The organism is Bordetella ansorpii, assembly GCF_900078315.1.
GTDB classification, from domain to species: domain Bacteria; phylum Pseudomonadota; class Gammaproteobacteria; order Burkholderiales; family Burkholderiaceae_B; genus Bordetella; species Bordetella ansorpii.
On the sequence record NZ_FKBS01000029.1, the window covers coordinates 630,200 to 652,621 of the forward strand.

A 22,422-nucleotide genomic window follows, 5' to 3' on the forward strand; every position below is an offset into this window, starting at 1 on the left:
CTCGGCCATGAGAGCGCACCCAGAAAAAACGGCCGGCCCCATCACAGGGCCGGCCGTTTCCGGGCCGATGCGCCAAAGCGCGATCATGCGCCTTCGCGGGAAGCCTTGCGGCGCTCGTGTTCCTGCAGGTGACGCTTGCGCAGGCGGATCGACTTCGGGGTGATTTCCACCAGTTCGTCGTCGTCGATGAATTCCACGGCATATTCCAGCGTGATCTGGATGGGCGGCACCAGGCGCACGGCCTCGTCGGTACCCGACGCGCGCACGTTGGTCAACTGCTTGCCCTTGATGGGGTTGACCACCAGGTCGTTGTCGCGGCTGTGGATGCCGATGATCATGCCTTCGTACAGGGCTTCGCCCGGATTCACGAACATGCGGCCGCGATCCTGCAGCTTCCACAGCGCGTAGGCCACGGCATCGCCGTTGTCCTGGCTGATCAGCACGCCGTTGCGGCGTTCGCCCACCGAGCCGTCCCGCAGCGGACCGTATTCGTGGAAGATATGGCTCATCAGACCGGTGCCGCGCGTCAGCGTCAGGAACTCGTTCTGGAAGCCGATCAGGCCACGCGCCGGAATGATGTATTCCAGGCGGGTCCGGCCACGGCCGTCCGGCTGCATGTCCTGCAGGTCGCCCTTGCGGCGGCCCAGTTCTTCCATCACGCCGCCCTGGTGGCCGTCTTCGACGTCCACGGTCAGCGCTTCGAACGGCTCGCACTTCACGCCGTCGATTTCCTTGAACACCACGCGCGGACGCGACACGGCCAGCTCGTAGCCTTCGCGGCGCATCGTTTCCAGCAGGATGGTCAGGTGCAGTTCGCCACGGCCCGCCACTTCGAACACGGTGTCGTCGCCGGTGTCGCGCACGCGCAGCGCCACGTTGGCCTTCAGTTCGCGGTCCAGGCGGTCGCGCAGTTGGCGGCTGGTGACGAACTTGCCTTCGCGGCCGGCCAGGGGCGAGGTGTTGACCATGAAGTTCATGGTCAGCGTGGGCTCGTCGATGCGCAGCACGGGCAGCGCTTCCGGCGTGGCCACGTCGGTCACCGTGGTGCCGATGCTCAGGTCTTCGATACCGTTGATCAGCACGATGTCGCCGGCTTCGGCTTCATCGACCACCACGCGCTCCAGGCCGCTGAACTTCAGCACCTGGTTGATGCGGCCGCGCTGGACGGGCGCGTCGGGACCGAAACGGAAGGCCACGTCCATCAGCGGACGCATGCGGCCACGGTTGATGCGGCCCACGCCGATCTTGCCGACGTAGCTGTTGTAGTCCAGCGAGATGATCTGCATCTGCAGCGGACCGTTGGGATCGTCTTCGCGCTGCGGCACGTGCTGCAGGATGGCTTCGAACAGCGGACGCATGTCGCCCGAGCGCACGTCGTCGGTCAGGCCGGCGTAGCCCGACAGGCCCGATGCGTAGATCACCGGGAAATCGAGCTGCTCTTCGGTGGCGCCCAGCTTGTCGAACAGTTCGAACGTGGCGTTGATGACGAAGTCGGGGCGGGCGCCCGGACGGTCGATCTTGTTGACCACGACGATGGGCTTGAGGCCCAGGGCCAGCGCCTTGCGGGTCACGAAGATGGTCTGGGGCATGGGGCCTTCGACCGCGTCGACCAGCAGCAGCACGCCGTCGACCATCGACAGCACGCGCTCGACTTCACCGCCGAAGTCCGCGTGTCCCGGGGTGTCGACGATGTTGATGTGGGTGCCTTCGTACTCGACAGCGCAATTCTTGGCCAGAATCGTGATGCCGCGTTCCTTTTCCAGGTCGTTCGAGTCCATGACCCGTTCGGCCACCGACTGGTTTTCGCGGAAGGTGCCCGACTGGCGCAGCAGTTGGTCGACCAGCGTGGTCTTGCCGTGGTCCACGTGGGCAATGATGGCGACGTTGCGCAAGGCGCGAGTCATAGAGAGTCCTTTAAGTTTGTGGCGGGCAGCAGGCCCGCCGGCAATTCGTTCATGCCAAGCAGAGCCTGCTTGGGATCCGGCAGGCCTTGCAGGGCCTCCAGCGTCACGGCGCGGTCCAGGGAGAATGGCCCGGCGTGCGTGCGCCGCAGCGCCGCCAGGTGGGCAAAGCAACCCAGCGCGCGCCCGATGTCCTGGGCCAGCGTCCGGATGTAGGTGCCCTTGCTGCAGGCCACCTCGATCAGGGCCTGCCGGCCCGTGAATTCAAGCAATTCGATCCGGTGGATCGTGATCTGGCGCGGCGGCCGCTCGAGCTCGATGCCGGCGCGCGCATATTCGTACAGCGGCTTGCCATCGCGCTTCAGGGCGGAGTACATCGGCGGAATCTGCTCGATGGTGCCCTTGAATCGTGACAGTACGTCGCGCAAGGCCATCTCGTCCACCCCCGTGAATTCGGGGCCGGCCTGGGCGGTCACGATGCCGGTCAGGTCGCCGGAATCGGTTTCCTCGCCGAACTGCACGGTGGCGAGATAGGTCTTGTCGGCATCCAGCATGGCGCCGGAAATCTTGGTCGCACGGCCCATGCAGCAGATCAGCAGGCCGGTGGCGAAGGGGTCGAGGGTGCCCGTATGGCCGGCCTTGGCCGCGTCCATCGTGCGTTTGGCTCGCTGCAGGGCGTGGTTGCTCGACAGACCCACAGGTTTGTCGAGCAGCAGCACACCGTCGAGCGCGAGCCCGCGTCGTTTGGCCATCGTCAGAATCCGGGAAAAAGCGACGACAGCCCCTCAGGGCTTGTCTTCAGGCTCGTCGGGTTCGTCCAGCACCGGACCGCTGCGGTTAGCGCGGTCGATCAGCGTGGACATCTCGATGCCGCGTTCGATCTGGGGATCGTGGTAGAAGCGCAGCGTCGGTACGGTATGGATATGCAGCAGCTTGTACAGCTGCGAGTGCAGCCAGCCGGCCTTCTCGTTGAGAACGGCGGCGGCGGTTTCCGGCTCGGCACCCAGCACGGTGAAATGCACCTTGGCGTGGGCGTAGTCGGTAGAGAGTTCCACCCCGGACAACGTGATCAATCCGGCGCGGGACACATCGACCTCGCGCTGGATCAGGCCGGCCAGATCCTTCTGGATCTGGTCGGCCAGCCGCAGGTTGCGGCCGGGGATGGATTTGGACTTGTGACGGCTCATGGAAAGACAGCGTACGCCGGATTACAGCGTGCGCGCGATCTCCTTGATCTCGAACACTTCCAGCTGGTCGCCCACCTGGATGTCGTTGTTGTTGCGCAGCGTCAGACCGCAATCGAAGCCCGACTTGACCTCGCGCACGTCGTCCTTGAAGCGGCGCAGCGAATCGAGCTGACCGGTCCATTGAACCACGTTGTTGCGCAGCAGGCGAACCTGCGAGTCGCGGCGAACGATACCGTCCAGCACCATACAACCGGCGATGTTGCCGATACGCGAGATGCTGTAGACCTCGCGGATCTCGACCAGGCCGACGATCTCTTCGCGCTTCTCGGGAGCCAGCATGCCCGACATGGCCGCCTTCACCTCATCCACGGCGTCGTAGATGATGTTGTAGTAGCGCAGGTCGACGCCGTTGGCTTCGGCCAGCTTGCGCACGCTCTGGTCGGCGCGTACGTTGAAGCCGATGACGACCGCGTTCGAGGCAATGGCCAGGTTGACGTCGCTTTCCGAGATGCCGCCGACGGCAGCGTGCACGACCTGCACGCGCACTTCGTCGGTGGACAGCTTGGTGAGCGAGGTGACCAGCGCTTCCTGCGAACCCTGCACGTCGGTCTTGACGATGAGGGGCAGCGTCTGCGTGCCTTCGCCCAGGTTGTCGAACAAGGATTCGAGCTTGGCGGCCTGCTGGCGGGCCAGCTTGACGTCGCGGAACTTGCCCTGGCGGAACAGCGCGATTTCGCGCGCCTTGCGCTCGTCGGTCAGCACCATCAGTTCGTCACCGGCGGCCGGCACTTCGGTCAGGCCCTGGATCTCGACGGGGATGGACGGACCGGCCGTCTGGATGGGCTTGCCGTTCTCGTCCAGCATGGCGCGCACGCGGCCATGGCTGGCGCCGGCCAGCACCACGTCGCCGCGCTTGAGCGTGCCGCTCTGCACCAGGATCGTGGCGACCGGGCCACGGCCCTTGTCCAGGCGGGCTTCGATGACCAGGCCCTTGGCCGGGGCTTCGACGGGCGCCTTCAGTTCCAGGATTTCCGCCTGCAGCAGCACGTTTTCCAGCAGATCGTCGATGCCGGCGCCGGTCTTGGCGGAGACGGGCACGAACGGCACGTCGCCGCCGTACTCTTCCGGCAGGACCTCTTCTGCCACCAATTCCTGCTTGACGCGCTCGGGATTGGCGTCGGGTTTGTCGATCTTGTTGACCGCGACGACCAGCGGCACGCCGCCCGCCTTGGCATGGTGGATGGCTTCACGCGTCTGGGGCATCACGCCGTCGTCGGCGGCCACCACCAGGATGACGATGTCGGTCGCCTTGGCGCCACGGGCACGCATGGCGGTGAACGCCTCGTGGCCCGGGGTGTCCAGGAAGGTGACCATGCCACGCTCGGTTTCGACGTGATAGGCGCCGATGTGCTGCGTGATGCCGCCGGCTTCGCCCGCGGCGACCTTGGCGCGGCGGATGTAGTCCAGCAGCGAGGTCTTGCCGTGGTCGACGTGGCCCATGACGGTGACGACCGGCGCGCGGGGCACCACTTCGGCGGCCTCGGCGCTGGCGGGCGCCTCGTCCAGGAAGGCTTCCGGATCGTCCAGCTTGGCCGCGATGGCCTTGTGGCCCAGTTCCTCGACCACGATCATGGCCGTTTCCTGGTCCAGCACCTGGTTGATGGTGACCATCTGGCCCAGCTTCATCAAATGCTTGATGACCTCGGCGGCCTTGACGGACATCTTGTGCGCCAGGTCGCCCACGGTGACCGTTTCCGGCACGTGGATCTCGCGGGCGATGAACTCTTGCGCCACGGGCTCGTTGCGGCGGTCCGACTGCTGGTTGCGGCCGCCACGGGAGTTCTTGCCGCCGCCCTTGCCGCCGGCGCGCCAGCCGTCGCGCGACGGCGCGGCGGGCTTGTCGGCAGGCTTCTTGCGCGAGGCGTCGTCGGACCACGTGGACGACACTTCAGCCGTCTTGATGATTTTCTTGGCGCCGGGTGCGCCGGGCTTGCCGGCGTCCTTCTTGGCCGCGGCGGGCGCGCCGGGCGCGGCCTGCTTGGCGGCGGGCTTGTGCAGCGTGCCGGACAAGGCGGCGGACGGCTCGGGCTCGGGCGCGCGCAGCACCTTGCGCGGGCGGTTCAGCATGTCGCGCAGCGCGGCGGCCTCGGCCTCGGCTTTCTTACGTGCCTCATCGCGGCCACGGTCGGACGCGGCAGCCAGCACCGAAGCGGCGACCGCGGGCGGCCCACGGCGCAGGTCGGGACGGCGGGGGGCGTCGGCCTTGGGCGCGTCCACCTTGGCGGGCGCGGCAGGAGCAGGCTTGCCCTGCGAAGCGGGAGCGGGCTGGGCGGCAGTCGCCGGAGCCTTGGGAGTCTTTTCTGTCTGGGCGTGCACAACGGGTTCCGGCTCAGCCTTTTCAGCGGCAGGCTCGGCAGCGGGTTCATTCGGAGCGTCGGTGGGAGCCGGCGTGTCTGAGGTCGCCTCGGCGGGCGTCTTCGATTCGGGCTCGACCGGTGCCGCCGGAACGGGCTCTGCTGCCGCCACGGGGGCAACAGCTTCGGGCTCGCTGGCGGGCGCCTCGGGCGCCGGAGTGGGTTCGGCAACCGGCTCGGCCACGGGCGGCTCGACCGGCGTAGCCGGTTCGGCGGACGCAGCCGGCTCACGCTCGGCCGGCTCGGCGGACGCCGCTTCGGCCACGGGTTCGGGCTGCTGCGCCACCACGGGCGCTTGCACCGGCGCCTCGGGCGCGTCGACAACCGCTTCGGCCACGACGGCGGCGGTATCGGCCTGGGCTTCAGCCTGAACGGCGGCTTCGTCTTCACGGGCGGCAGCCTGCTCGGCGGCCAGTTCGGACGGATCGCGCTTGACGAACACGCGCTTCTTGCGCACCTCGACCTGGATCGTACGCGAGCGGCCCGTGGCATCGGCCTGGCGGATCTCGGAGGTCTGGCGGCGAGTCAGCGTGATCTTCTTGCCCTCGCTGGCGCCGCCATGGGCGCGGCGCAGCGAATCGAGCAACTTCGCCTTGTCGCTGTCAGTGACCGCGTCGTCCACCGACTTGAGCTCGACGCCAGCCGAACGCAGCTGCTCCAGCAGCACATTGGCGGGCATTTTCAACTCTGTGGCGAACTGCGCGACGGTATTACTCGACATTAGGCTCTCTTCCCTATTTGCTTCTATCTATGTGATGTGCAAGATGCGCGACGGTGTTGACGGGCGCTCAGGTACATGTTCATTCTTCGTTGAACCAGTGGGCCCGGGCACGCATGATCAGGTCGCTGGCCTGCTGCTCGTCCAGACCGGCGATCTCGGCGAGTTCGTCGGTGGCCAGCTCGGCCAGATCGTCACGGGTGTGCACCTTGCGCTCGGCCAGCTTGGCGGCCAGCTCGGGCGTCATGCCTTCCAGTTCCAGCAGGTCCTGCGCCGTCTCCAGGCGTTCTTCCTGGGCGATGGCTTCGGTCAGCAACGCATTGCGGGCACGGGCGCGCAGTTCGTTGATGGTGTCTTCGTCGAAGGCCTCGATTTCCAGCAGTTCCTGCATGGGCACGTAGGCGATTTCCTCGATGCCGGTGAAGCCTTCGTCGATGAGGATGTCGGCGACTTCCTCGTCCACGTCCAGCTTGCTCATGAAGGTGACGCGCAGGCCGACACGCTCGGTTTCCTGGCGGCTGAGGCTTTCTTCCGGCGTCATGATGTTGATCTGCCAGCCGGTCAGTTCGGACGCCAGGCGCACGTTCTGGCCCTTGGAGCCGATGGCCTTGGGCAGGTTTTCCTCGTCGACGACGACGTCCATGGCGTGCTTGTCTTCGTCCACCACGATGGATTCGACGTTGGCGGGCGCCAGCGCGCCGATGACGAACTGCGCCGGGTCCTCGGACCACAGCACGATGTCGACCTGTTCGCCGCCCAGCTCGTTGCGCACGGCGGTGACGCGCGAACCGCGCATGCCGACGCAGGTGCCGATGGGATCGATGCGCTTGTCGTAGGCGATGACGGCGATCTTGGCGCGCACGCCGGCATCCCGGGCGGCGGCCTTGATCTCGAGCAGGCCCTGTTCGATTTCCGGCACTTCGTTCTCGAAGAGCTGGCGGATGAATTCGGGCGAGGTGCGCGACAGGATGACCTGCTGGCCGCGGGCGGCGTGATCGACACGCAGCACGAAGGCGCGGACGCGGTCGCCGATGCGCAGGTTTTCCTTCGGGATCATCTCGGTACGCGGCAGGCGGGCTTCGATCTTGCCCGTCTCGATGATGCAATCCCCCTTGTCCATGCGCTTGATGGTGCCGGACACGATGGTTTCACCGCGGTCGAGGAAGTCGTTCAGGACTTGCTCGCGCTCGGCGTCGCGGATCTTCTGCAGGATGGCCTGCTTGGCGGCCTGCGCGCCGATACGGCCGAATTCGACCGGCTCGAGCGGTTCCTCGATGTATTCGCCGACTTCGATGTTGGGCAGCAGTTCGCGTGCATCGGTCAGCATTTCCTGCTTGTCCGGCTCTTGCAGGCCAGCCTCGTCGGGCACGACCAGCCAACGGCGGAAGCCTTCATGGCTGCCGGTTTCACGGTCGATGCTGACGCGGATCTCGGCGTCTTCCTTGAAGCGCTTTTTCATGGCCGAGGCCAGCGCGCTTTCCAGCGCACCGAACACGGTGTCGCGCGTGACGTTCTTTTCACGCGCCAGTGCATCGACCAACAGAAGAATTTCGCGACTCATCGCTTTTTGCCCTTGAAATCCAGAACGGGATCCAGCTTGGCGCGCTCGATGTCATCGAGCGTGAAGCTCAGAACTTGGATATCGTTCTTTTTTGCCTCGAATTCGAGTGCGAATGTGATGGAAGTGGCGCGCGAGGCATCGGCCGGCGCGTCGGCGGGGGCCTCATCGGGCACGCGCAGGGTGCCGTTGAACACCTTGCGGCCATCGACCGCTTCGCGCAGCTTGATCTCGATGCGTTCGCCCGCGAAGCGCAGGAACTCGGCCCGGGTACGCAGCGGACGATCGACGCCGGGCGAGCCGACCTCGAGCCGCTTGTAGTCGATGTTCTCGACCTCGTAGACCCGTGACAGATGCTTCGAGACCTGTTCACAGTCTTCGATGCGTACGCCATCGACCTTGTCGATCGTGACGCGCAAAAGGCCCATGGCCGCGCGCTCGACGTCAACGAGTTCGACGTCGATACCGGCCAGTGCCTCTTCGGTCAATGCGAATAAATCAGCCATACGCTCTAAAAATTGCCCCGTGCCGCACCCTTCGGCCCGCGGCCGCCCTGACAGGCGCCTGTTGCCTCGGGCCGACCCAGCGGCCAAAAAAAATGGGCTGCATACCCAGCCCACCGTGATTCCAGCAGCCCTGCTCGAAAGCCCGGCGGCACCGACTTGCGTAGGCGCGGCGCCAGGCTTGGGCTAGTGTCTACCTTGCTACGGCGATTGCGGCGCGTGACCTTGCTGCTTACGTCTTTGCTGCTTACGTCTCGCCGCTTATGTCACACCCTGCCGGTACATTCAGACCCAGACCCGGACAGAAGCTGGGTTCGGCTCCGGGTTCAGACCAATACCGGCGACCAATGCAATCGCCATGAAACCATTGATTTTACCAGATAAACCGGCTAATTGCCTGGCCTGAACAGGGTTTACGCGAAGAAAGCTGCTCAGCGGTCCCGGCCACGGCCGCCCAGGAAGCCCAGGCGGGACTCGTGGGCAGCCGCGCCGCGCGGCTGCCAGTCATCGCCGCCACGGCCTCCCCCGTTGCCACCACCGCCGCCGCCGCCAGGCTTGCGACCGCGCGGCTTGCCTGGCGCCTTGTTACCGGGCGTGCCATTGCCACGCGCCGCCCCTTCCTGCTTGGGCCCCCGCGGAGCCGAGGCCTTCGGGCCGCCGGCGCGGCCGCCCTGCCCCTGGCCGTTGGGCTGCCCACCACCCGCCTGCTTGCGCGCCGCGCCCTGGCCGCCACGCGACTTGCCGCCGCCCGGCTTGGACCTGACCACGCGCTGATCCGCTTCGGTGCTCGCCTGAGCGCCGAAGCCGGCATGGTTGCCGTTGGCGCCGCCATTGCCGCCGCCCGCGCCACGCCGGGCGCCGCCTGCCTTGGCGCCACCGGTCCTGTTGCCACCGCCCGCCCGGGGGCCGCCCGCCTTGCCGCCGCCCGCCTTGTTACCGCGCGCGCCGCCGCCTTCGTTGCCCATCGGGTGGCCATTGGCATAGCCGCCCGTGAACATCAGGCCGGTGCCGAACGGATCCGAGGGATAGGCCTGGCCGCCCGCCGCGCCGGCCCCGCCGGGACGACCGCCCTGCAGCTTGCCGCGGCGGCCGATACGCGCGCCGTTCATGCCGTTGCGCTCCATCGTGCCGAAGCCCGGAGGCAAGGCGCTGTCATGGGATTGCGGCTGCTTCGAGCGGCGGCGGCCATCGCCGTCGTCGCCGTCACGCAGCAGGCCCAACTGCACCATCAGCGCGCTGACGACTTGCGCATCCACTTCTTCCCAGCGGCCGCGGCGCAGATTGCGCGGCAGCACGACGTCGCCGAAACGGGTGCGGATCAGTCGGCTGACGGTGACGCCCACCGACTCGAACATGCGGCGCACCTCGCGGTTGCGGCCTTCCTGCAGGGTGACGCGGTACCAGCGGTTGCTGCCGTCGCCGCCGATATAGTCCAGCGCGCCGAAGGCGGCCGTGCCGTCTTCCAGCTCGATGCCCTCGACCAGCGACTTGCGCGTGGCTTCGTCCATCTCGCCCAGCACGCGCACGGCGTACTCGCGCTCGGTGCCGTAACGGGGATGCATGATGCGATTGGCCATGTCGCCCGAGGTCGTGAAGATCAGCAGACCCTCGGTGTTCAGGTCGAGACGGCCGACCGACAGCCACTTGCCGGTGCGCAGCTTGGGCAGGCGCGCGAACACGCTGGCCCGGCCACCGGGATCGTCGTGGCTGACGATCTCGCCGGCCGGCTTGTGATACAGGATCACGCGCGGCGGCTTCTTGGTGTTGGTGCGCATGATCGGCTTGCCGTTGACGCGGACCTGGTCGTTGGGCGCGACGCGCTGGCCGATGTGGGCCGGCTCGCCATTGACCGATACACGGCCGGCGACGATCAACTCTTCCATTTCCCGGCGCGAACCGACGCCGGCATCGGCCAGGACCTTGTGCAGCTTGGGCATGACCGCATCGCTGTTCAGGTACTTGCCCAGACGCTGCTCGGTGCGCGCATCGGCGTCCAGGTAGGACAGCGCCTGTTCGGTCTCGCGCTCGATCACACGCAGATCCGCATCGGACACCACCACTTCTTCCGCCACGCCGTCGGCGCCGGCCTCTTCGACGCCTGGCGCGACATCGGCCTGGGGCTTGGGCGCGCGAGGAGCGCGAGGCGCTCTCGGGGCTTTGGGCGCAGCGGCAGCCTTGGCGGCCTTCGGCGCCCTGGGCGCCCTGGGAGGCTTGGAAGCAGCAGCCTGCGCGTCGGCGGCCACGGGCTCGCCGCCGCCAGTTTCTCCTGCCTCGCTGGCCGCACCGGGCGCGGCGGCGGCGTCGCCACGGCGACGGCGGAACGGCGTGCGCAGCTTGCGGCCCCGGGCGCGGTTCTCGCCGGCCTCGGCCCCTTCGGCACCGGCCTCGCGCGGCGCGCCATCCGCATTTTGCGTCGACGCGTTATCGGCGGCCGGGGCCCCTTCACGCGGGAAGGAAGTGTCTTCTTGTGTTGTATTGGTATCCGTTGTCACTGAGACAGCTCCGAATGTCAAACTTTGGGGGGCCTGCCGACGGCAGGCACATCATCTTGGTCGGGGTCGGACGGCGTCGCGGGGACGCTGTCCGGCTTGGGCGGCACGATCTCGGGCTCGAGACCGGGCGACGTGAATTCAGGTTGACGCGGGTCCGGCTGTATTTCCGGAGAAGCATTGGGCGGGGTGATGTGATCGCCCAGGATCCGTTCGACATGGTCGCCCTGGATCGGCATCACCTCGGGCAGGTCAGGCAAAGGCTCGGGCGTCATGCCGCCCGCGGCCTGCAGCCGGGACTCATCGGGTTCGGCATCGGCGGATTCACCGGATGCGTCCGCTTCGGCGCCGGCATCGTTGCCGGCATCGATGTTGTTGTCAGGGACATCCGCCTCGGCGGCTTCGCGCAAGCCGGCATCGGATTGGCCGACACCGTCGTCATGGGCAGCATCGCCTGCAGCATCCCCCATGCCCGCATCCGGCACTAGGGGCGCATCCGCGTCGGCGGGCGCCGCTGCCGGCATACCGGCGTCGGGCATCATACCCTCTGGCGAGGCGCTTGCGGAACCGGCGCCGCCGATCTCGAGCGTGGCCCCGCCCAGATCGAGGCCCGCCAGCGCGGCAACCGCATCCGTGGACTCCAGCGCCGGCAGCTCATCCAGGGCGCGCAAACCGAGATCATCCAGGAAGTGCCGCGTCGTGGCAAACAACGCCGGACGGCCAGGCGCGTCACGATGGCCGATCACCTCGATCCAGCCACGATCTTCCAGCACCTTCACGATCTGCGACGACACCGTGACGCCACGGATATCCTCGATGTCGCCGCGCGTCACCGGCTGGCGCCACGCCACGATGGCCAGCGTTTCGAGCACGGCACGCGAATACTTGGGCGGCTTCTCGGGATTGAGCCGCTCGAGATAGCGCTGCATGCCGGGGCGGCTCTGGAAACGCCAGCCCGAGGCCAGTTGCACCAGCTCCAGGCCGCGATCGACCCACTGCCCCTGCAAGGTTTCCAGCCAGAGTTTCAGCTTGGCATTGTCGACATCCGAGCCTTCGCCGAACAGCTTGCGCAGCTCGGCCGGCTGCATGGGCTGGGACGCGCACAACAGTGCGGTTTCCAGCACCAGAATTGCCTCATTCTCGTTCATCGATACTCAGTATTGAAATGGGGCCAACTTGCAAGAATTTCGAAACATGTTTAATATTCTGTTCTTCAGACGCGGGGTGGAGCAGTCTGGCAGCTCGTCGGGCTCATAACCCGAAGGTCGTAGGTTCAAATCCTGCCCCCGCAACCAAATCTCGATTCAAGGCCTGGCCATCGCGCCGGGCCTTTTTCGTTTGGGCTCGCGCCCGGGCAATCTCGGCACAGACCAGGACGAAGCCCCCCATCGGATGGCCGGACATCGAACAGCCGGGCAGCGGGCCGCCGAATACAGCCCGCGCTACAGCCCGAGCCGGCGCCACGCGCCGCATCGCGGCGACATGCGGCCCGGCCACGATGCGCCTGCCCGCCGAATCCGCGACGCACGCCTCAGACCGGTGTAGCGCTCGCCGCGACACGACGGCGCCAGCAGCCGACTGCGCACCCAAGCCCCACGCGGACAAGGCGCACCGCAACACCAGCCGCGTCGCCACCTCCACCCCAGGACCCAACACGCCAGAGCCAGCCACGCGCACGCCCGCCACCCGGCTTGGATGCGTTGCTGCAATGGCATACCCTGCGGCACCGAAGGACGTAACGATCACGAGCTTCCTGTTGTTGATGTTGCGCGAATCTCGCGCCCCCACGCCTGCGGCGACGCGGCATGATGGCCGCGCACCCGCCTGAATGCCGTGCATTGCCCGCGCCCTGAAAGCCCGGCACGAAGCAGAACACCCAGGGAGGCAGGCAAAACAACTGCAATGAACTGAATCGCCGCGAGACCCTGCCAAGCGGGTTCGACCGGCCCATGCCCCAAGGCATGACACGCATGGCCCGGATGAGGCCTGACCTTGCACGCACTCGATGGCGCGGGCTTGCCTTGGCGATTCTTAGTAGTTTTCAGGACGACAAGCGCCGTTTTTCCGCGGACTCGGTTGGAGCCAACGCCTGTCTTGCAGGCAACGGAATCGGCATCGCCGGTTTGATCGGCCAGCCCGGGCACTGCGGCAAACCCGATGGCACCCCGGCATTGCAAAGGCGGGAATCGGTTTGGCGTACGGGGACTGGTTGGGCCTATCGGGCCCGGCTGCGGCGATCCGCCACAGCCCAAACAGGCATCAGACGTTACGATTATACCCCCATCACGTACGCGGCGAAAGCAAGCAGGCTTACCCGGCACGGCGGCAACCGGGATCGGCCGCCTTCGCTCAGGGCGCGGATTGATGCAAGGCCTTGCGCACCGTTTCCAGCACCGCATCGCGCTCGTGGCCGCGCATCAGGAAGACCAGGCAGGAAGCCCGACTGTCGCCCGGCCACTCCGGCAGCATCTCGAGCGGGTACAACTGGCGATGCACGCCATGCACCGCACACGGCAGCGCCTCGCCCTCGAAGCAGATCAGGCCCTTCATGCGCAGCAGGCCCTGATCGTAGGCGGCCTGCACATCGTGCATGCCGGCCAGGAAGGCGCCTCGACTGATGGGCGATGACAAGGTCATCGAAAAATGCGACAGGCCAGGATGCCGCTCGAGCCGGGATGCGCCGAACGCCCCAAGCCACCGCCCCATGCGCATTGCCTGCTCGCCCCGTTCGACCGGCCGGACATGCAGCAGCAGCTCATCCAACGGACCATCGCGACGCAGCACGCAAATGGGCACGCCGGGGTTGGCCGCCTCGACCTCATGGCGCGCCACCTCGACTTGCCCCGGGGCGCACAGATCCGCCTTGCTGAGCGCCACGACGTCGGCCAGGGCAATCTGCTGCGCGGCCTCGGGCTGGCGGCGCAACTGGTCGCCGACGTGCTGCACGTCGGCCACGGCGATCGATCCCTGGTAGACGAAGCGCTCGGCCAGGAAGGCGTCGTGGCGCACGGTGAACATGATGGCCGCGGGGCTGGCCAGACCGGTGGTCTCGACCAGGACGTGGGAAAACGGCCGTATCTGCCGGCGCAAGGCCAGCATGAAGAGATCCCGCAAGGTATCGGCCAGGCCGCCGCTGGCGGAGCAGCAGATGCAGCCGCCTTCGAGCAGCACGATACGGCCATCGACGGCGCGCACCAGATGGTGGTCGACCCCGATATCGCCGAATTCATTGACGATGACCGCGGCGCCCGCATAAGCCGGCTCGCGCACCAACCGATTGAGCAGCGTGGTCTTGCCGCTGCCCAGGAATCCCGTCAGTACCGTCAAAGCGATGCGCCGATCAGCCATGGACGCCGCCCTTCTCCTCAAACGAACGGACCGCCCATGCGGTCCGCGCGGCGTCCTGTGAACGCCCAGCCCTCCCGAGCCCGCACACGCCGGCGGCAATCGCCGCCAGGGATGTGTCTTTCGCGCAGCGTAGCAGGAACTGCTGGCGAAAGCTCGGCCGTTATGACACCCAAGAAATAACTGATGCGCATGGATCGACGAATGGCGCGCCCCAGCGGCGGCATGCCCGCACAACGCGCGAGACCTGGAGGGGCATCCACGATGGATGCCTGGCGCCATTGCCTGGCGTGTCGAGAATCGGGAGACGGCGGCTTTTCTGCGTGGCCGGCTTCCCGATCCGAAGCGTCGCGAAGCGGCTCGTGCGGCGGAGCACTTCGTCCATGATGAAGCCTTTACGGCAGGCCCCGGAAAACCAAAAGGGCCACGCTGCGAACAACGTGGCCCTGCAATGCTTGGCTCCCCGAACTGGATTCGAACCAGTGACCTGCGGATTAACAGTCCGTCGCTCTACCGACTGAGCTATCGGGGACCAGAGAAACGAGATTATGCACAGTTTTTTACGATCACGCAAGTTGGGGCAATTACAACCCGACGGCTTGGCGAGCGAGGCGCATGCCTACGCAAAGCCATCATCACTTTCATCGCAACGCTTCTTTACTCGCACAAAAAAATTGTGGTAAGATTGCGGTCTTCGCTAGCCAAGACGGTTTTAAATAACCACTTGAAGAAAGCGATAAAGATTTCGGTTTTTGCCGGTGTAGCTCAGTTGGTAGAGCAGCGCATTCGTAATGCGAAGGTCGTAGGTTCGACTCCTATCTCCGGCACCAAAAAAAGGGCAGCCCCCACAAGGGCTGCCCTTTTGCTTTGCGCCGCGTTCGCGCGCAATACGCCACGAAAAAGCGCCGCAAAAAAGGCGGCTCGTCGGAAAGCCGCCCCTCTTTCATTCGCCCTCGGGCCGAAGCCGGCTGCCTGCTGGCATGAACCGGCCGGCATCCACGCCAGTGGTAAGCGGACGCCCTACTCCGCGTCCGGCTGCCGCTCAGGCGCCGCATCCTGGAACGCCTTCAGCGCCTGGCAGGCCGCGTCGATGCGCACCAGCGTGGGAAACGCCGACAGATCGCAATCGAAACGCCGCGCATTGAATATCTGCGGCACCAGGCACAGATCCGCCAAGGTGGGCGTATCGCCATGGCAGAAACGGCCCGTCTGCGGGGAGCCCGCCAGCATCTGCTCGAGCCCGCCCAGGCCCACGTCGATCCAGTGGCGATACCAGCCGTTCTTGGCTTCCTCGTCCACCTTCAGGTCGTGCTTCAGGTACTTCAGCACGCGCAGGTTGTTCAACGGATGGATGTCGCACGCCAGCGTCAACGCGATGGCGCGCACGCGCGCACGGCCCGCGGCGTCCGCCGGCAACAGGGCGGGCTGCGGATGCGTTTCGTCCAGGTACTCGATGATGGCCAGCGACTGGCCCAGCGTCAGGTCGCCATCGACCAGCGTCGGCACCAGCGCGTTGGGATTGACCTGCCGATAGGCCGGCGCCAGTTGCTGCCCTCCACCCTTGACCAGATGCACGGGCACGGTCTCGTAGGGCAGCCCCTTCAAGTTCAGGGCGATGCGGACGCGGTAGGCGGCCGAGCTGCGGAAATAGCTGTACAGCTGCATGAAGTGTCGTCTCCTCGATGCGCCGCGCGGCAGGCGGCGCGATTGGCTTGCATGTCCTGCGCCGCCGCGCACCAGACGCGGCGGGGCGATCCATTCCGGGCGCGATGCCCCCCGGAACGCCATCCCTTACTGGCCGACGGCCGTCGTCTTGCGCGACAGTTCCTTGGGTAGCGGGAAGGCCACGTTTTCTTCCAGGCCCTGCATGGTGCGCACGGATACAGCGCCCAGTTCCTTCACGCGCTCGATCACCTGCTGCACCAGTACTTCCGGCGCCGACGCGCCCGCGGTGATGCCGATGCGCTGGCGGCCTTCGAGCCAGGCGGCGTCGATGGCCTCGGCGCCATCGACCAGATAGGCCGCGGCGCCCAGCCGCTGCGCCACTTCGCGCAGGCGGTTGGAGTTCGAACTGTTGGGGCTGCCCACCACCAGCACCAGGTCGCATTCGGGCGCCATGACCTTGACCGCGTCCTGGCGGTTCTGCGTGGCGTAGCAGATGTCGCTTTTCTTGGGCTCGGCGATGGTGGGGAAACGCGCCTTCAGGGCCGCCGCCACCACCGCCGCGTCGTCCACCGACAGCGTGGTCTGGGTGACGTAGGCCATGTTGTCGGGATTCTGCACCTGCAGGGCCTCGACGTCCTCGACGGTTTCGACCAGGTACATGCCGCCGCCCTCGGCCTGGCCCAGCGTGCCCTCGACCTCGGGGTGGCCCTTGTGGCCGATCATGATGATCTCGCGGCCGGCGGCGCGCATGCGCGCGACCTCGATGTGCACCTTGGTGACCAGGGGGCAGGTGGCGTCGAACACGCGCTGGCCGCGCGCCTCCGCCTCGGCGCGCACCGCCTTGGGTACGCCATGCGCGGAGAACACGACGATGGCGCCGGATGGGGCGTCTTCGAGCTCATCGATGAAGATGGCGCCCTTGGCACGCAGGTCCGCCACCACGTAGCGGTTGTGCACGATCTCGTGGCGCACGTAGATGGGCGCGCCATGCAGCTCGAGCGCGCGCTCGACGATGTCGATGGCGCGATCGACGCCCGCGCAGAAGCCGCGCGGTTGGGCCAGCAGGACCTCGGCGTCGGGACGGGTAACGGCAACGGACTGCATGTCAGAGGACTCCCAGGATGGAGACGTCGATCCGCAGGGCGGCGCCCGCCATGGGATGGTTGAAGTCGAACAGCGCCCAGTCGTCGTTGATTTCCTTCAGGATGCCGGAGTAGCGGCCGCCGTTGGGCGCGGCGAATTCGACCAGGTCGCCCGGATCGAAGGTGGCATCGGGGCCCGCGTGCTCGGCCAGCATGCCGCGCGTGACACGCTGGATGAGCTCGGGGTTGCGCTCGCCATAGGCATCGGCGGGCGCCAGGGTGACGCTGAAGCTTTCGCCTTCGGCGTGGCCCAGCAGCGCGGCCTCCAGGCCGGGGGCCCACTGGCCGCTGCCCATCTGCAGCGTGGCGGGCCGGCCGTCGAAGGTGTCTGCGAACACCGAGCCCTCGGCCGGGCCCGAGGCCAGGACGATGCGGTAATGGAGGGTGAGGTAGGAGTCCGGACGGATCAAAACATTCACTTCGGAAGATGCGGCGTTCAAGATCTGCCACCGTATGGGCAATCGTAAAACATTGATTTTAGAGCCTTCGCATGAAACTGTCCGAGAGCATGCCCGAACACGAACGTCCCAGGGAGCGCCTGCTGCGCCAGGGGGCCGCCTCGCTGCACGATTCCGAGCTGTTGGCGGTGGCCTTGCGCACCGGAGCGCCCGGAGTGAACGCCGTGGAACTGGGCCGCCGCCTGATGGGGCGCTTCGGCGGCCTGCGCGGGCTGTTCGCAGCAACGCCCGCCGAACTGTGCCGGGAGCCCGGCCTGGGCGCGGCCAAGGCCTGCGCGCTGGCGGCGGTGCTGGAACTGGCGCGGCGCGCCATCGAGGAAGACCTGGTCGGCCGGCCGTCGATGAATCATCCCGACAACGTGAAGCTGTATTGCCGCACCGCCCTGAGCCACCGCACCGTCGAGCACTGCATCGCCCTGTACCTGGACAACCAGTTGAACCTGATCGCGGTCGGCGAGGTGGCGCGCGGCACGCTGGCGCAGGCCTCGGTGTACCCGCGCGAAGTGGTGCGCGAGGCCCTGCGCCATCACGCCGCCGCGCTGATCCTGGCGCATAACCACCCTTCGGGCCTGGCCCAGCCCAGCGCCGCTGACCGCGAACTGACGCGCAGGCTGCGCCAGGCGCTTGCGCTGGTCGACGTGCGGCTGGTGGATCACCTGATCGTGGCGGCGGACCAGGTGGTGTCGATGGCGCAGTTGGGGCAGATGTAGACGGGGAACCGCCCGTGCCGAGGCGCCCGCCGTCCAGAGGCGCCCCTTCCTGCCCCTGCCTGCGAGGGCCTGGCGTATCGGTATCGCAGGCGCGCGGCATCGGCCAGGCAATGCGCGCCGCATGCCTGGCTCAGCCCTCCACCGCCGGCCCCGCGCGCCGCCCGCTGGCACGCGCCGAGGGTTTCGCCGCTCCACCCTCGCGCGGTGGCCCCGCAGCGTCGGCCAGCTCGGCGCTGACGAACTCGAGGAAGGCCTGCGCCAGCGGCGACAGGACATGCCCCTGCAGCGTCAGCATCTGGATGGTGCGATGCTGCATCTCGGGATTGGAGAACGGCACCGCCGCAAGCTGCCGGGCATACGGCAGCCCGCGCACCACCAAGTAGCCCGACAGCGCCACGATGGAATTGCCCGGCAACAGCGGCAGGAAAGCCACCGAATAGTTCGACACGTAAGACGGCTCGATATGCAGGCCGGCGTTGGCGCAGCAGGTGTCGAACAACTGGCGCACGGTGGTGTCGGTGTCGCCCAGCGCCAGCGGATACTCGACCAGTTGGCGCACATCCACCGACTTGCGCCCGGCCAGCGGGTGCTTGCGGCACATGATGGCGTACACCGGCGCGGCGCACAGGGTGCGCGTATGCAGCCGCTGGTCGACGGCGATGCTGTAGCGGATGCCGATATGGGACACGCCCTCGGCCACCCGCCGTCCCACCTCCTGGCCATGGCCCACGTGCATGTGGAACCGCACCTCGGGATGCAGGCGCTTGAAACGCGCCATGGACTCGGACAGGAACTGCTGCGAGAACCCCTCGGTGCTGGCGATGCGCACGGTCACGTCGCCCAGCACGCTGCGCTGGCGGATGGAGGTGAGCACGCGTTCGGCCTCCAGCGCGCTGGCGCTGGCATAGGCCGACAGTTGCCGCCCCGCGTCGCTCAGGCGCATGCCGCGCGGCAAGCGCTCGAACAGGGGCGAGCCCACCATCGATTCCAGCTTGGCGATCTGCCGGCTGACCGCCGACGGCGCCACGTGCAGTTGCTGCGCCGCCTGGGCGATGGAGCCGGTTCGCACGACTTCCAGGAAATGCCGCATTGCCGTGGAAATCACGGGCTACCTCTTTTGATGGCTTGCGTTGTCTTAAAGGCAATGATGCTATGCCAAAGTTCTAATTGTTGCATCCATATTGCTGTACTACCGTACGTTTTTTCCACCCGACCGCCCGAGACGGCCCCTCTCCGTGACCCGCACCCTCGCCATCACCTCCGCCGTCCGGCAGTACGACGACGGCCATTTCCTGGATACGCTGACGCGCCGCGTCGCCTTCGAGACCGAAAGCGAAGAGACCGGCCAGGCGCACGCCCAGCACGCCTACCTGCGCGACGAACTGACGCCGCTGCTGCGCGGCCTGGGTTTCTCGGTGCAGATCCACGCCAACCCGGCCGGCATCGATCTGCCCCTGTTGGTCGCGCAGCGCATCGAGCATCCCGGCCTGCCCACGGTGTTGATGTACGGCCATGCCGACGTGGTGCGCGGCAATGCCGCCAAATGGCGCGAGGGGCTGGAGCCCTGGCGCCTGCGGGTCGAGGGCGACCGCTGGTATGGCCGCGGCACGGCGGACAACAAGGGACAGCACTCCGTCAACCTGACCGCGCTGGAGCAGGTGCTGGCCGTGCGTGAAGGCAAGCTGGGCTTCAACGCCAAGCTGCTGATCGAGACCGGCGAGGAAGCCGGCTCGCCCGGCCTGGCCGAATTCTGCGACGCGCAGCGCCAGGCGCTGGCCGCCGACCTGTTCCTGGCCAGCGACGGACCGCGATTGGCAGCGGACTGCCCCACGCTGTTCATGGGCTCGCGCGGCGCCATCAATTTCGAACTGTCGGTGAAGCTGCGCGAACGCGCCTATCACTCGGGCAACTGGGGCGGCCTGCTGGCCAATCCCGCCGTGCTGCTGACGCACGCGATCGCTTCGCTGGTCGACACCCGCGGACGCATCACCATCGAAGCGCTGCGTCCGCCCGCCGTGCCGGAACAGGTGCGCCGCGTGCTGGAGGGCTTGCGCGTGGGCGGCGGCGCGGACGATCCCCAGATCGACGAACACTGGGGCGAGCCGGGGCTGACCCGCGCCGAACAAGTCTTCGCCTGGAACAGCCTGGACGTGCTGACGATGGTGACGGGCGACCCCGCCAAGCCCGTCAACGCCATCCAGCCGCAAGCCAGCGCCTGGTGCCAGTTGCGCTGCGTGGTCGGCACCGACTGGCGCAACCTGCGCCAGCACGTGCGCGAGCACCTGGACCGGCATGGATTCCCGATGATCGACGTGCGCATCGGCGCCCAGGCCGGCCCCACCCGCCTGTTGCCCGACGATGCCTGGGTGCAATGGGCCGCGGACTCGCTGCGCCAGACCACGGGCGAGGATCCCGCGCTGCTGCCCAACCTGGGCGGCTCGCTGCCCAACGACATCTTCGCCGACCAGTTGGGCCTGCCGACGATCTGGGTGCCGCATTCGTACCCGGCCTGTGCGCAGCATGCGCCCAATGAACACCTGCTGGGCAGCGTGGCCCGGCAGGGCCTGGCCATCATGGCCGGCCTGTACTGGGACCTGGGCGAGAGCGCGGCGCCGATCGCGCGACGCCACCGCTGACAAATCATTCGATACCCAAACCAGAACAAGGGGAACCTCCATGAAACGCATCGCCGGCCTCGCCGCCGCCCTGATCTGTGCGCTGGCCGCGACCGCGCAGGCCCAGCAGCAGTATCCCAACCATCCCGTCAAGATCGTCGTGCCGTTCACGCCCGGCGGCGCGACCGATGCCGTGGCGCGGCAACTGGCCAACAAGCTGTCGACACGGCTGGGCCAGCCCGTCATCGTCGAGAACCGGCCGGGCGCCGCCACGGTCATCGGCGCGCAGGCCGTGGCCGACGCCGCGCCGGACGGCTATACGCTGATGTTGTCGGGCTCCAGCACCTACACCGTGCTGCCGGCCCTGAAAAAGCAGTTGCCCTACGATCCGCTGACCAGCTTCGCGCCGATCGCCATCGTGGCCATGGCGCCGGTCGTGCTGCTGGCCAAGAACGGGCTGCCGGCGCGCAACGCCGCCGAACTGGCCGAGCTCGCGCGCAAGCGCACGGGCAAGACCGGACTGATGTACGGCACCTTCGGATCGGGCTCGGCTCCGCACCTGGCCGGCGAGATGTTCGCGCAGGCCGCGCGGGCCACGCTGACGCCCGTGCCGTACAAGGGCAGCGCCCAGCTGGTCACGGCGCTGATCGGCGGCGAGATCGACATGGGTATCGACACCGCGTCGTCGGCCGCGCCGCACGTGGCGGCGGGCAAGGTGCGCGCCATCGCCGTGACCGGCGCGCATCGCTCGCCGCAACTGCCCGGCACGCCCACGTTCGCCGAGGCCGGCATGCCCTCGGTGTCGATGGTCGGCTGGTACGCCCTGGTGGCGCCCGCGAAAACCCCCGCCCCGGCGCTCGCTACCCTGGAGCAGGCCGTTGCCGGTATCATGCAGGATGACGAGATCCGGAAGGCCTTCGCCGCGATGGCGCTGGAGCCGGTCTCGATGGGCCCCGAGGCCTACCGCAAGCAGGTCACCGAAGAATTGCAGGTCTTCGGCGACATCGGCAGGCGGGCCTCGATCAGCCTGGACTGATCCCTACGAACAGACATCCGCCCGCCCCGGTTTCCATGAAACGCCTCTGGGACATTTCGCCGCAGGTTTCGGCCGACTCGCCGGTATTTCCCGGCGACACGCCGTATCGCCAGCAATGGAAATGGACGTTGACGCCGCAATGCCCGGTCAACGTCAGCGAGATCACGATGTCTCCGCACATCGGCGCCCACGCCGATGCGCCGCTGCACTACGAAAACGGCGCGCCGGCCATCGGCGCGCTGTCGCTCGAACCCTTCCTGGGGCCCTGTCGCGTCATCCACGCCATCGACTGCGGCCCGCTGATCCTGCCCGAACACCTCGAGCACGCCATCGGCGGCCTGCCGCCGCGCGTGCTGGTGCGCACGGCGCTGCACGCCGCCGTGCACTGGTGGACGGAAGACTTCTCGGCCTACGCGCCGCAGACGATCGACTGGCTGGCCGAACGCGGCGTCATGCTGATCGGCCTGGACACCCCCAGCATCGACCCCGCGTCCAGCAAGACCCTGGACAGCCACCACGTCATCCTGCGGCGCGACATGCGCGTCCTGGAAAACCTGCTGCTCGATGACGTGCCGGAAGGCGATTACGAACTGATCGCCCTGCCGCTGGCGCTGGCCCAGGCCGACGCCAGTCCGGTGCGCGCGGTGTTGCGCGCCCTGGACTGACCCGTTCTTCCTGAAA

17 protein-coding genes and 3 tRNA genes are annotated in these 22,422 nt (G+C 67.3%); 6 read left to right on the top strand and 14 right to left on the bottom strand.

Features of this window, described 5'->3' with window-relative positions; genetic code table 11:
• Nucleotides 1-83: 83 nt before the first annotated feature.
• The 8 genes from typA to scpB form a co-directional block, all read right to left on the bottom strand.
• Nucleotides 84-1,904: a translational GTPase TypA gene (typA, locus tag A7W11_RS24580; protein WP_066420381.1), complete on the bottom strand. Its 1,821-nt coding sequence runs from the start codon at nt 1,902-1,904 to the stop codon at nt 84-86.
• The gene (gene truB, locus A7W11_RS24585) at nt 1,901-2,653 is read right to left on the bottom strand and encodes a tRNA pseudouridine(55) synthase TruB (RefSeq protein ID WP_066420382.1); all 753 of its coding nucleotides are present in this window, start codon (nt 2,651-2,653) and stop codon (nt 1,901-1,903) included. Before truB ends, typA begins: the two co-directional genes overlap by 4 nt.
• A gap of 33 nt (nt 2,654-2,686) precedes the next feature.
• Nucleotides 2,687-3,088, bottom strand: a complete 402-nt coding sequence (gene rbfA / locus A7W11_RS24590; RefSeq protein ID WP_066420383.1) for a 30S ribosome-binding factor RbfA — start codon at nt 3,086-3,088, stop codon at nt 2,687-2,689.
• A gap of 21 nt (nt 3,089-3,109) precedes the next feature.
• Entirely contained in the window at nt 3,110-6,223 is a 3,114-nt protein-coding gene (gene infB / locus A7W11_RS24595; RefSeq protein WP_066420385.1) for a translation initiation factor IF-2, read from the bottom strand.
• 79 nt (nt 6,224-6,302) lie between these two features.
• The gene (nusA, locus tag A7W11_RS24600; RefSeq protein ID WP_066420388.1) at nt 6,303-7,781 is read right to left on the bottom strand and encodes a transcription termination factor NusA; all 1,479 of its coding nucleotides are present in this window, start codon (nt 7,779-7,781) and stop codon (nt 6,303-6,305) included.
• The gene (gene rimP / locus A7W11_RS24605) at nt 7,778-8,284 is read right to left on the bottom strand and encodes a ribosome maturation factor RimP (RefSeq protein WP_066420390.1); all 507 of its coding nucleotides are present in this window, start codon (nt 8,282-8,284) and stop codon (nt 7,778-7,780) included. Before rimP ends, nusA begins: the two co-directional genes overlap by 4 nt.
• Before the next feature lie 428 nt (nt 8,285-8,712).
• A complete protein-coding gene (locus tag A7W11_RS24610; protein WP_082887468.1) occupies nt 8,713-10,773 on the bottom strand; it encodes a pseudouridine synthase in 2,061 nt (686 codons plus the stop codon).
• 17 nt (nt 10,774-10,790) lie between these two features.
• Complete coding sequence (scpB, locus tag A7W11_RS24615) at nt 10,791-11,918, bottom strand: SMC-Scp complex subunit ScpB (protein ID WP_066420392.1); 1,128 nt, start codon at nt 11,916-11,918, stop codon at nt 10,791-10,793.
• A 70-nt stretch (nt 11,919-11,988) separates the two neighbouring features.
• On the opposite strand from scpB, the gene A7W11_RS24620 reads away from it, so the two are divergent.
• Nucleotides 11,989-12,065, top strand: a tRNA-Met gene (locus tag A7W11_RS24620).
• Nucleotides 12,066-13,119: 1,054 nt separating this feature from the next.
• Here A7W11_RS24620 and A7W11_RS24625 read toward each other — a convergent pair.
• Nucleotides 13,120-14,118 (bottom strand): CobW family GTP-binding protein, encoded by a 999-nt coding sequence (locus A7W11_RS24625; RefSeq protein ID WP_066420393.1) that lies wholly within the window; start codon nt 14,116-14,118, stop codon nt 13,120-13,122.
• Between the two features lie 453 nt (nt 14,119-14,571).
• A tRNA-Asn gene (locus A7W11_RS24630) sits at nt 14,572-14,647 on the bottom strand.
• A 222-nt stretch (nt 14,648-14,869) separates the two neighbouring features.
• On the opposite strand from A7W11_RS24630, the gene A7W11_RS24635 reads away from it, so the two are divergent.
• Nucleotides 14,870-14,945: transfer RNA gene (locus tag A7W11_RS24635), tRNA-Thr, on the top strand.
• Between the two features lie 190 nt (nt 14,946-15,135).
• Here A7W11_RS24635 and maiA read toward each other — a convergent pair.
• The 3 genes from maiA to A7W11_RS24650 form a co-directional block, all read right to left on the bottom strand.
• Nucleotides 15,136-15,780, bottom strand: coding sequence for a maleylacetoacetate isomerase (maiA, locus tag A7W11_RS24640; RefSeq protein ID WP_066420394.1), 645 nt, complete (start codon nt 15,778-15,780; stop codon nt 15,136-15,138).
• Nucleotides 15,781-15,906: 126 nt separating this feature from the next.
• The gene (ispH, locus tag A7W11_RS24645; RefSeq protein ID WP_066420395.1) at nt 15,907-16,884 is read right to left on the bottom strand and encodes a 4-hydroxy-3-methylbut-2-enyl diphosphate reductase; all 978 of its coding nucleotides are present in this window, start codon (nt 16,882-16,884) and stop codon (nt 15,907-15,909) included.
• 1 nt (nt 16,885) lies between these two features.
• The gene (locus A7W11_RS24650) at nt 16,886-17,362 is read right to left on the bottom strand and encodes an FKBP-type peptidyl-prolyl cis-trans isomerase (RefSeq protein ID WP_156513453.1); all 477 of its coding nucleotides are present in this window, start codon (nt 17,360-17,362) and stop codon (nt 16,886-16,888) included.
• A 50-nt stretch (nt 17,363-17,412) separates the two neighbouring features.
• Between A7W11_RS24650 and radC the strand changes: the two genes are divergently transcribed.
• Complete coding sequence (gene radC / locus A7W11_RS24655; protein WP_066420400.1) at nt 17,413-18,090, top strand: RadC family protein; 678 nt, start codon at nt 17,413-17,415, stop codon at nt 18,088-18,090.
• A 130-nt stretch (nt 18,091-18,220) separates the two neighbouring features.
• Here the strand turns inward: radC and A7W11_RS24660 are convergent, their stop codons facing one another.
• Complete coding sequence (locus tag A7W11_RS24660) at nt 18,221-19,195, bottom strand: LysR family transcriptional regulator (protein WP_082887469.1); 975 nt, start codon at nt 19,193-19,195, stop codon at nt 18,221-18,223.
• A gap of 130 nt (nt 19,196-19,325) precedes the next feature.
• On the opposite strand from A7W11_RS24660, the gene A7W11_RS24665 reads away from it, so the two are divergent.
• The 3 genes from A7W11_RS24665 to kynB are packed head-to-tail and all read left to right on the top strand — an operon-like array spanning nt 19,326 to nt 22,406.
• Entirely contained in the window at nt 19,326-20,726 is a 1,401-nt protein-coding gene (locus tag A7W11_RS24665) for a M20 family metallopeptidase (protein WP_066420407.1), read from the top strand.
• A 40-nt stretch (nt 20,727-20,766) separates the two neighbouring features.
• Nucleotides 20,767-21,741, top strand: a complete 975-nt coding sequence (locus A7W11_RS24670) for a Bug family tripartite tricarboxylate transporter substrate binding protein (protein WP_066420409.1) — start codon at nt 20,767-20,769, stop codon at nt 21,739-21,741.
• 35 nt (nt 21,742-21,776) lie between these two features.
• A complete protein-coding gene (gene kynB / locus A7W11_RS24675) occupies nt 21,777-22,406 on the top strand; it encodes an arylformamidase (protein ID WP_066420411.1) in 630 nt (209 codons plus the stop codon).
• Nucleotides 22,407-22,422: the final 16 nt, after the last annotated feature.

Excerpts from the sequence above, each read along its gene's own strand:
- typA (WP_066420381.1), bottom strand. The coding sequence starts at position 1,904 with ATGACTCGCGCCTTGCGCAACGTCGCCATCATTGCCCACGTGGACCAC.
- truB (WP_066420382.1), bottom strand. The coding sequence starts at position 2,653 with ATGGCCAAACGACGCGGGCTCGCGCTCGACGGTGTGCTGCTGCTCGAC.
- rbfA (WP_066420383.1), bottom strand. The coding sequence starts at position 3,088 with ATGAGCCGTCACAAGTCCAAATCCATCCCCGGCCGCAACCTGCGGCTG.
- infB (WP_066420385.1), bottom strand. The coding sequence starts at position 6,223 with ATGTCGAGTAATACCGTCGCGCAGTTCGCCACAGAGTTGAAAATGCCC.
- nusA (WP_066420388.1), bottom strand. The coding sequence starts at position 7,781 with ATGAGTCGCGAAATTCTTCTGTTGGTCGATGCACTGGCGCGTGAAAAG.
- rimP (WP_066420390.1), bottom strand. The coding sequence starts at position 8,284 with ATGGCTGATTTATTCGCATTGACCGAAGAGGCACTGGCCGGTATCGAC.
- scpB (WP_066420392.1), bottom strand. The coding sequence starts at position 11,918 with ATGAACGAGAATGAGGCAATTCTGGTGCTGGAAACCGCACTGTTGTGC.
- A7W11_RS24625 (WP_066420393.1), bottom strand. The coding sequence starts at position 14,118 with ATGGCTGATCGGCGCATCGCTTTGACGGTACTGACGGGATTCCTGGGC.
- maiA (WP_066420394.1), bottom strand. The coding sequence starts at position 15,780 with ATGCAGCTGTACAGCTATTTCCGCAGCTCGGCCGCCTACCGCGTCCGC.
- ispH (WP_066420395.1), bottom strand. The coding sequence starts at position 16,884 with ATGCAGTCCGTTGCCGTTACCCGTCCCGACGCCGAGGTCCTGCTGGCC.
- radC (WP_066420400.1), top strand. The coding sequence starts at position 17,413 with ATGAAACTGTCCGAGAGCATGCCCGAACACGAACGTCCCAGGGAGCGC.
- A7W11_RS24670 (WP_066420409.1), top strand. The coding sequence starts at position 20,767 with ATGAAACGCATCGCCGGCCTCGCCGCCGCCCTGATCTGTGCGCTGGCC.
- kynB (WP_066420411.1), top strand. The coding sequence starts at position 21,777 with ATGAAACGCCTCTGGGACATTTCGCCGCAGGTTTCGGCCGACTCGCCG.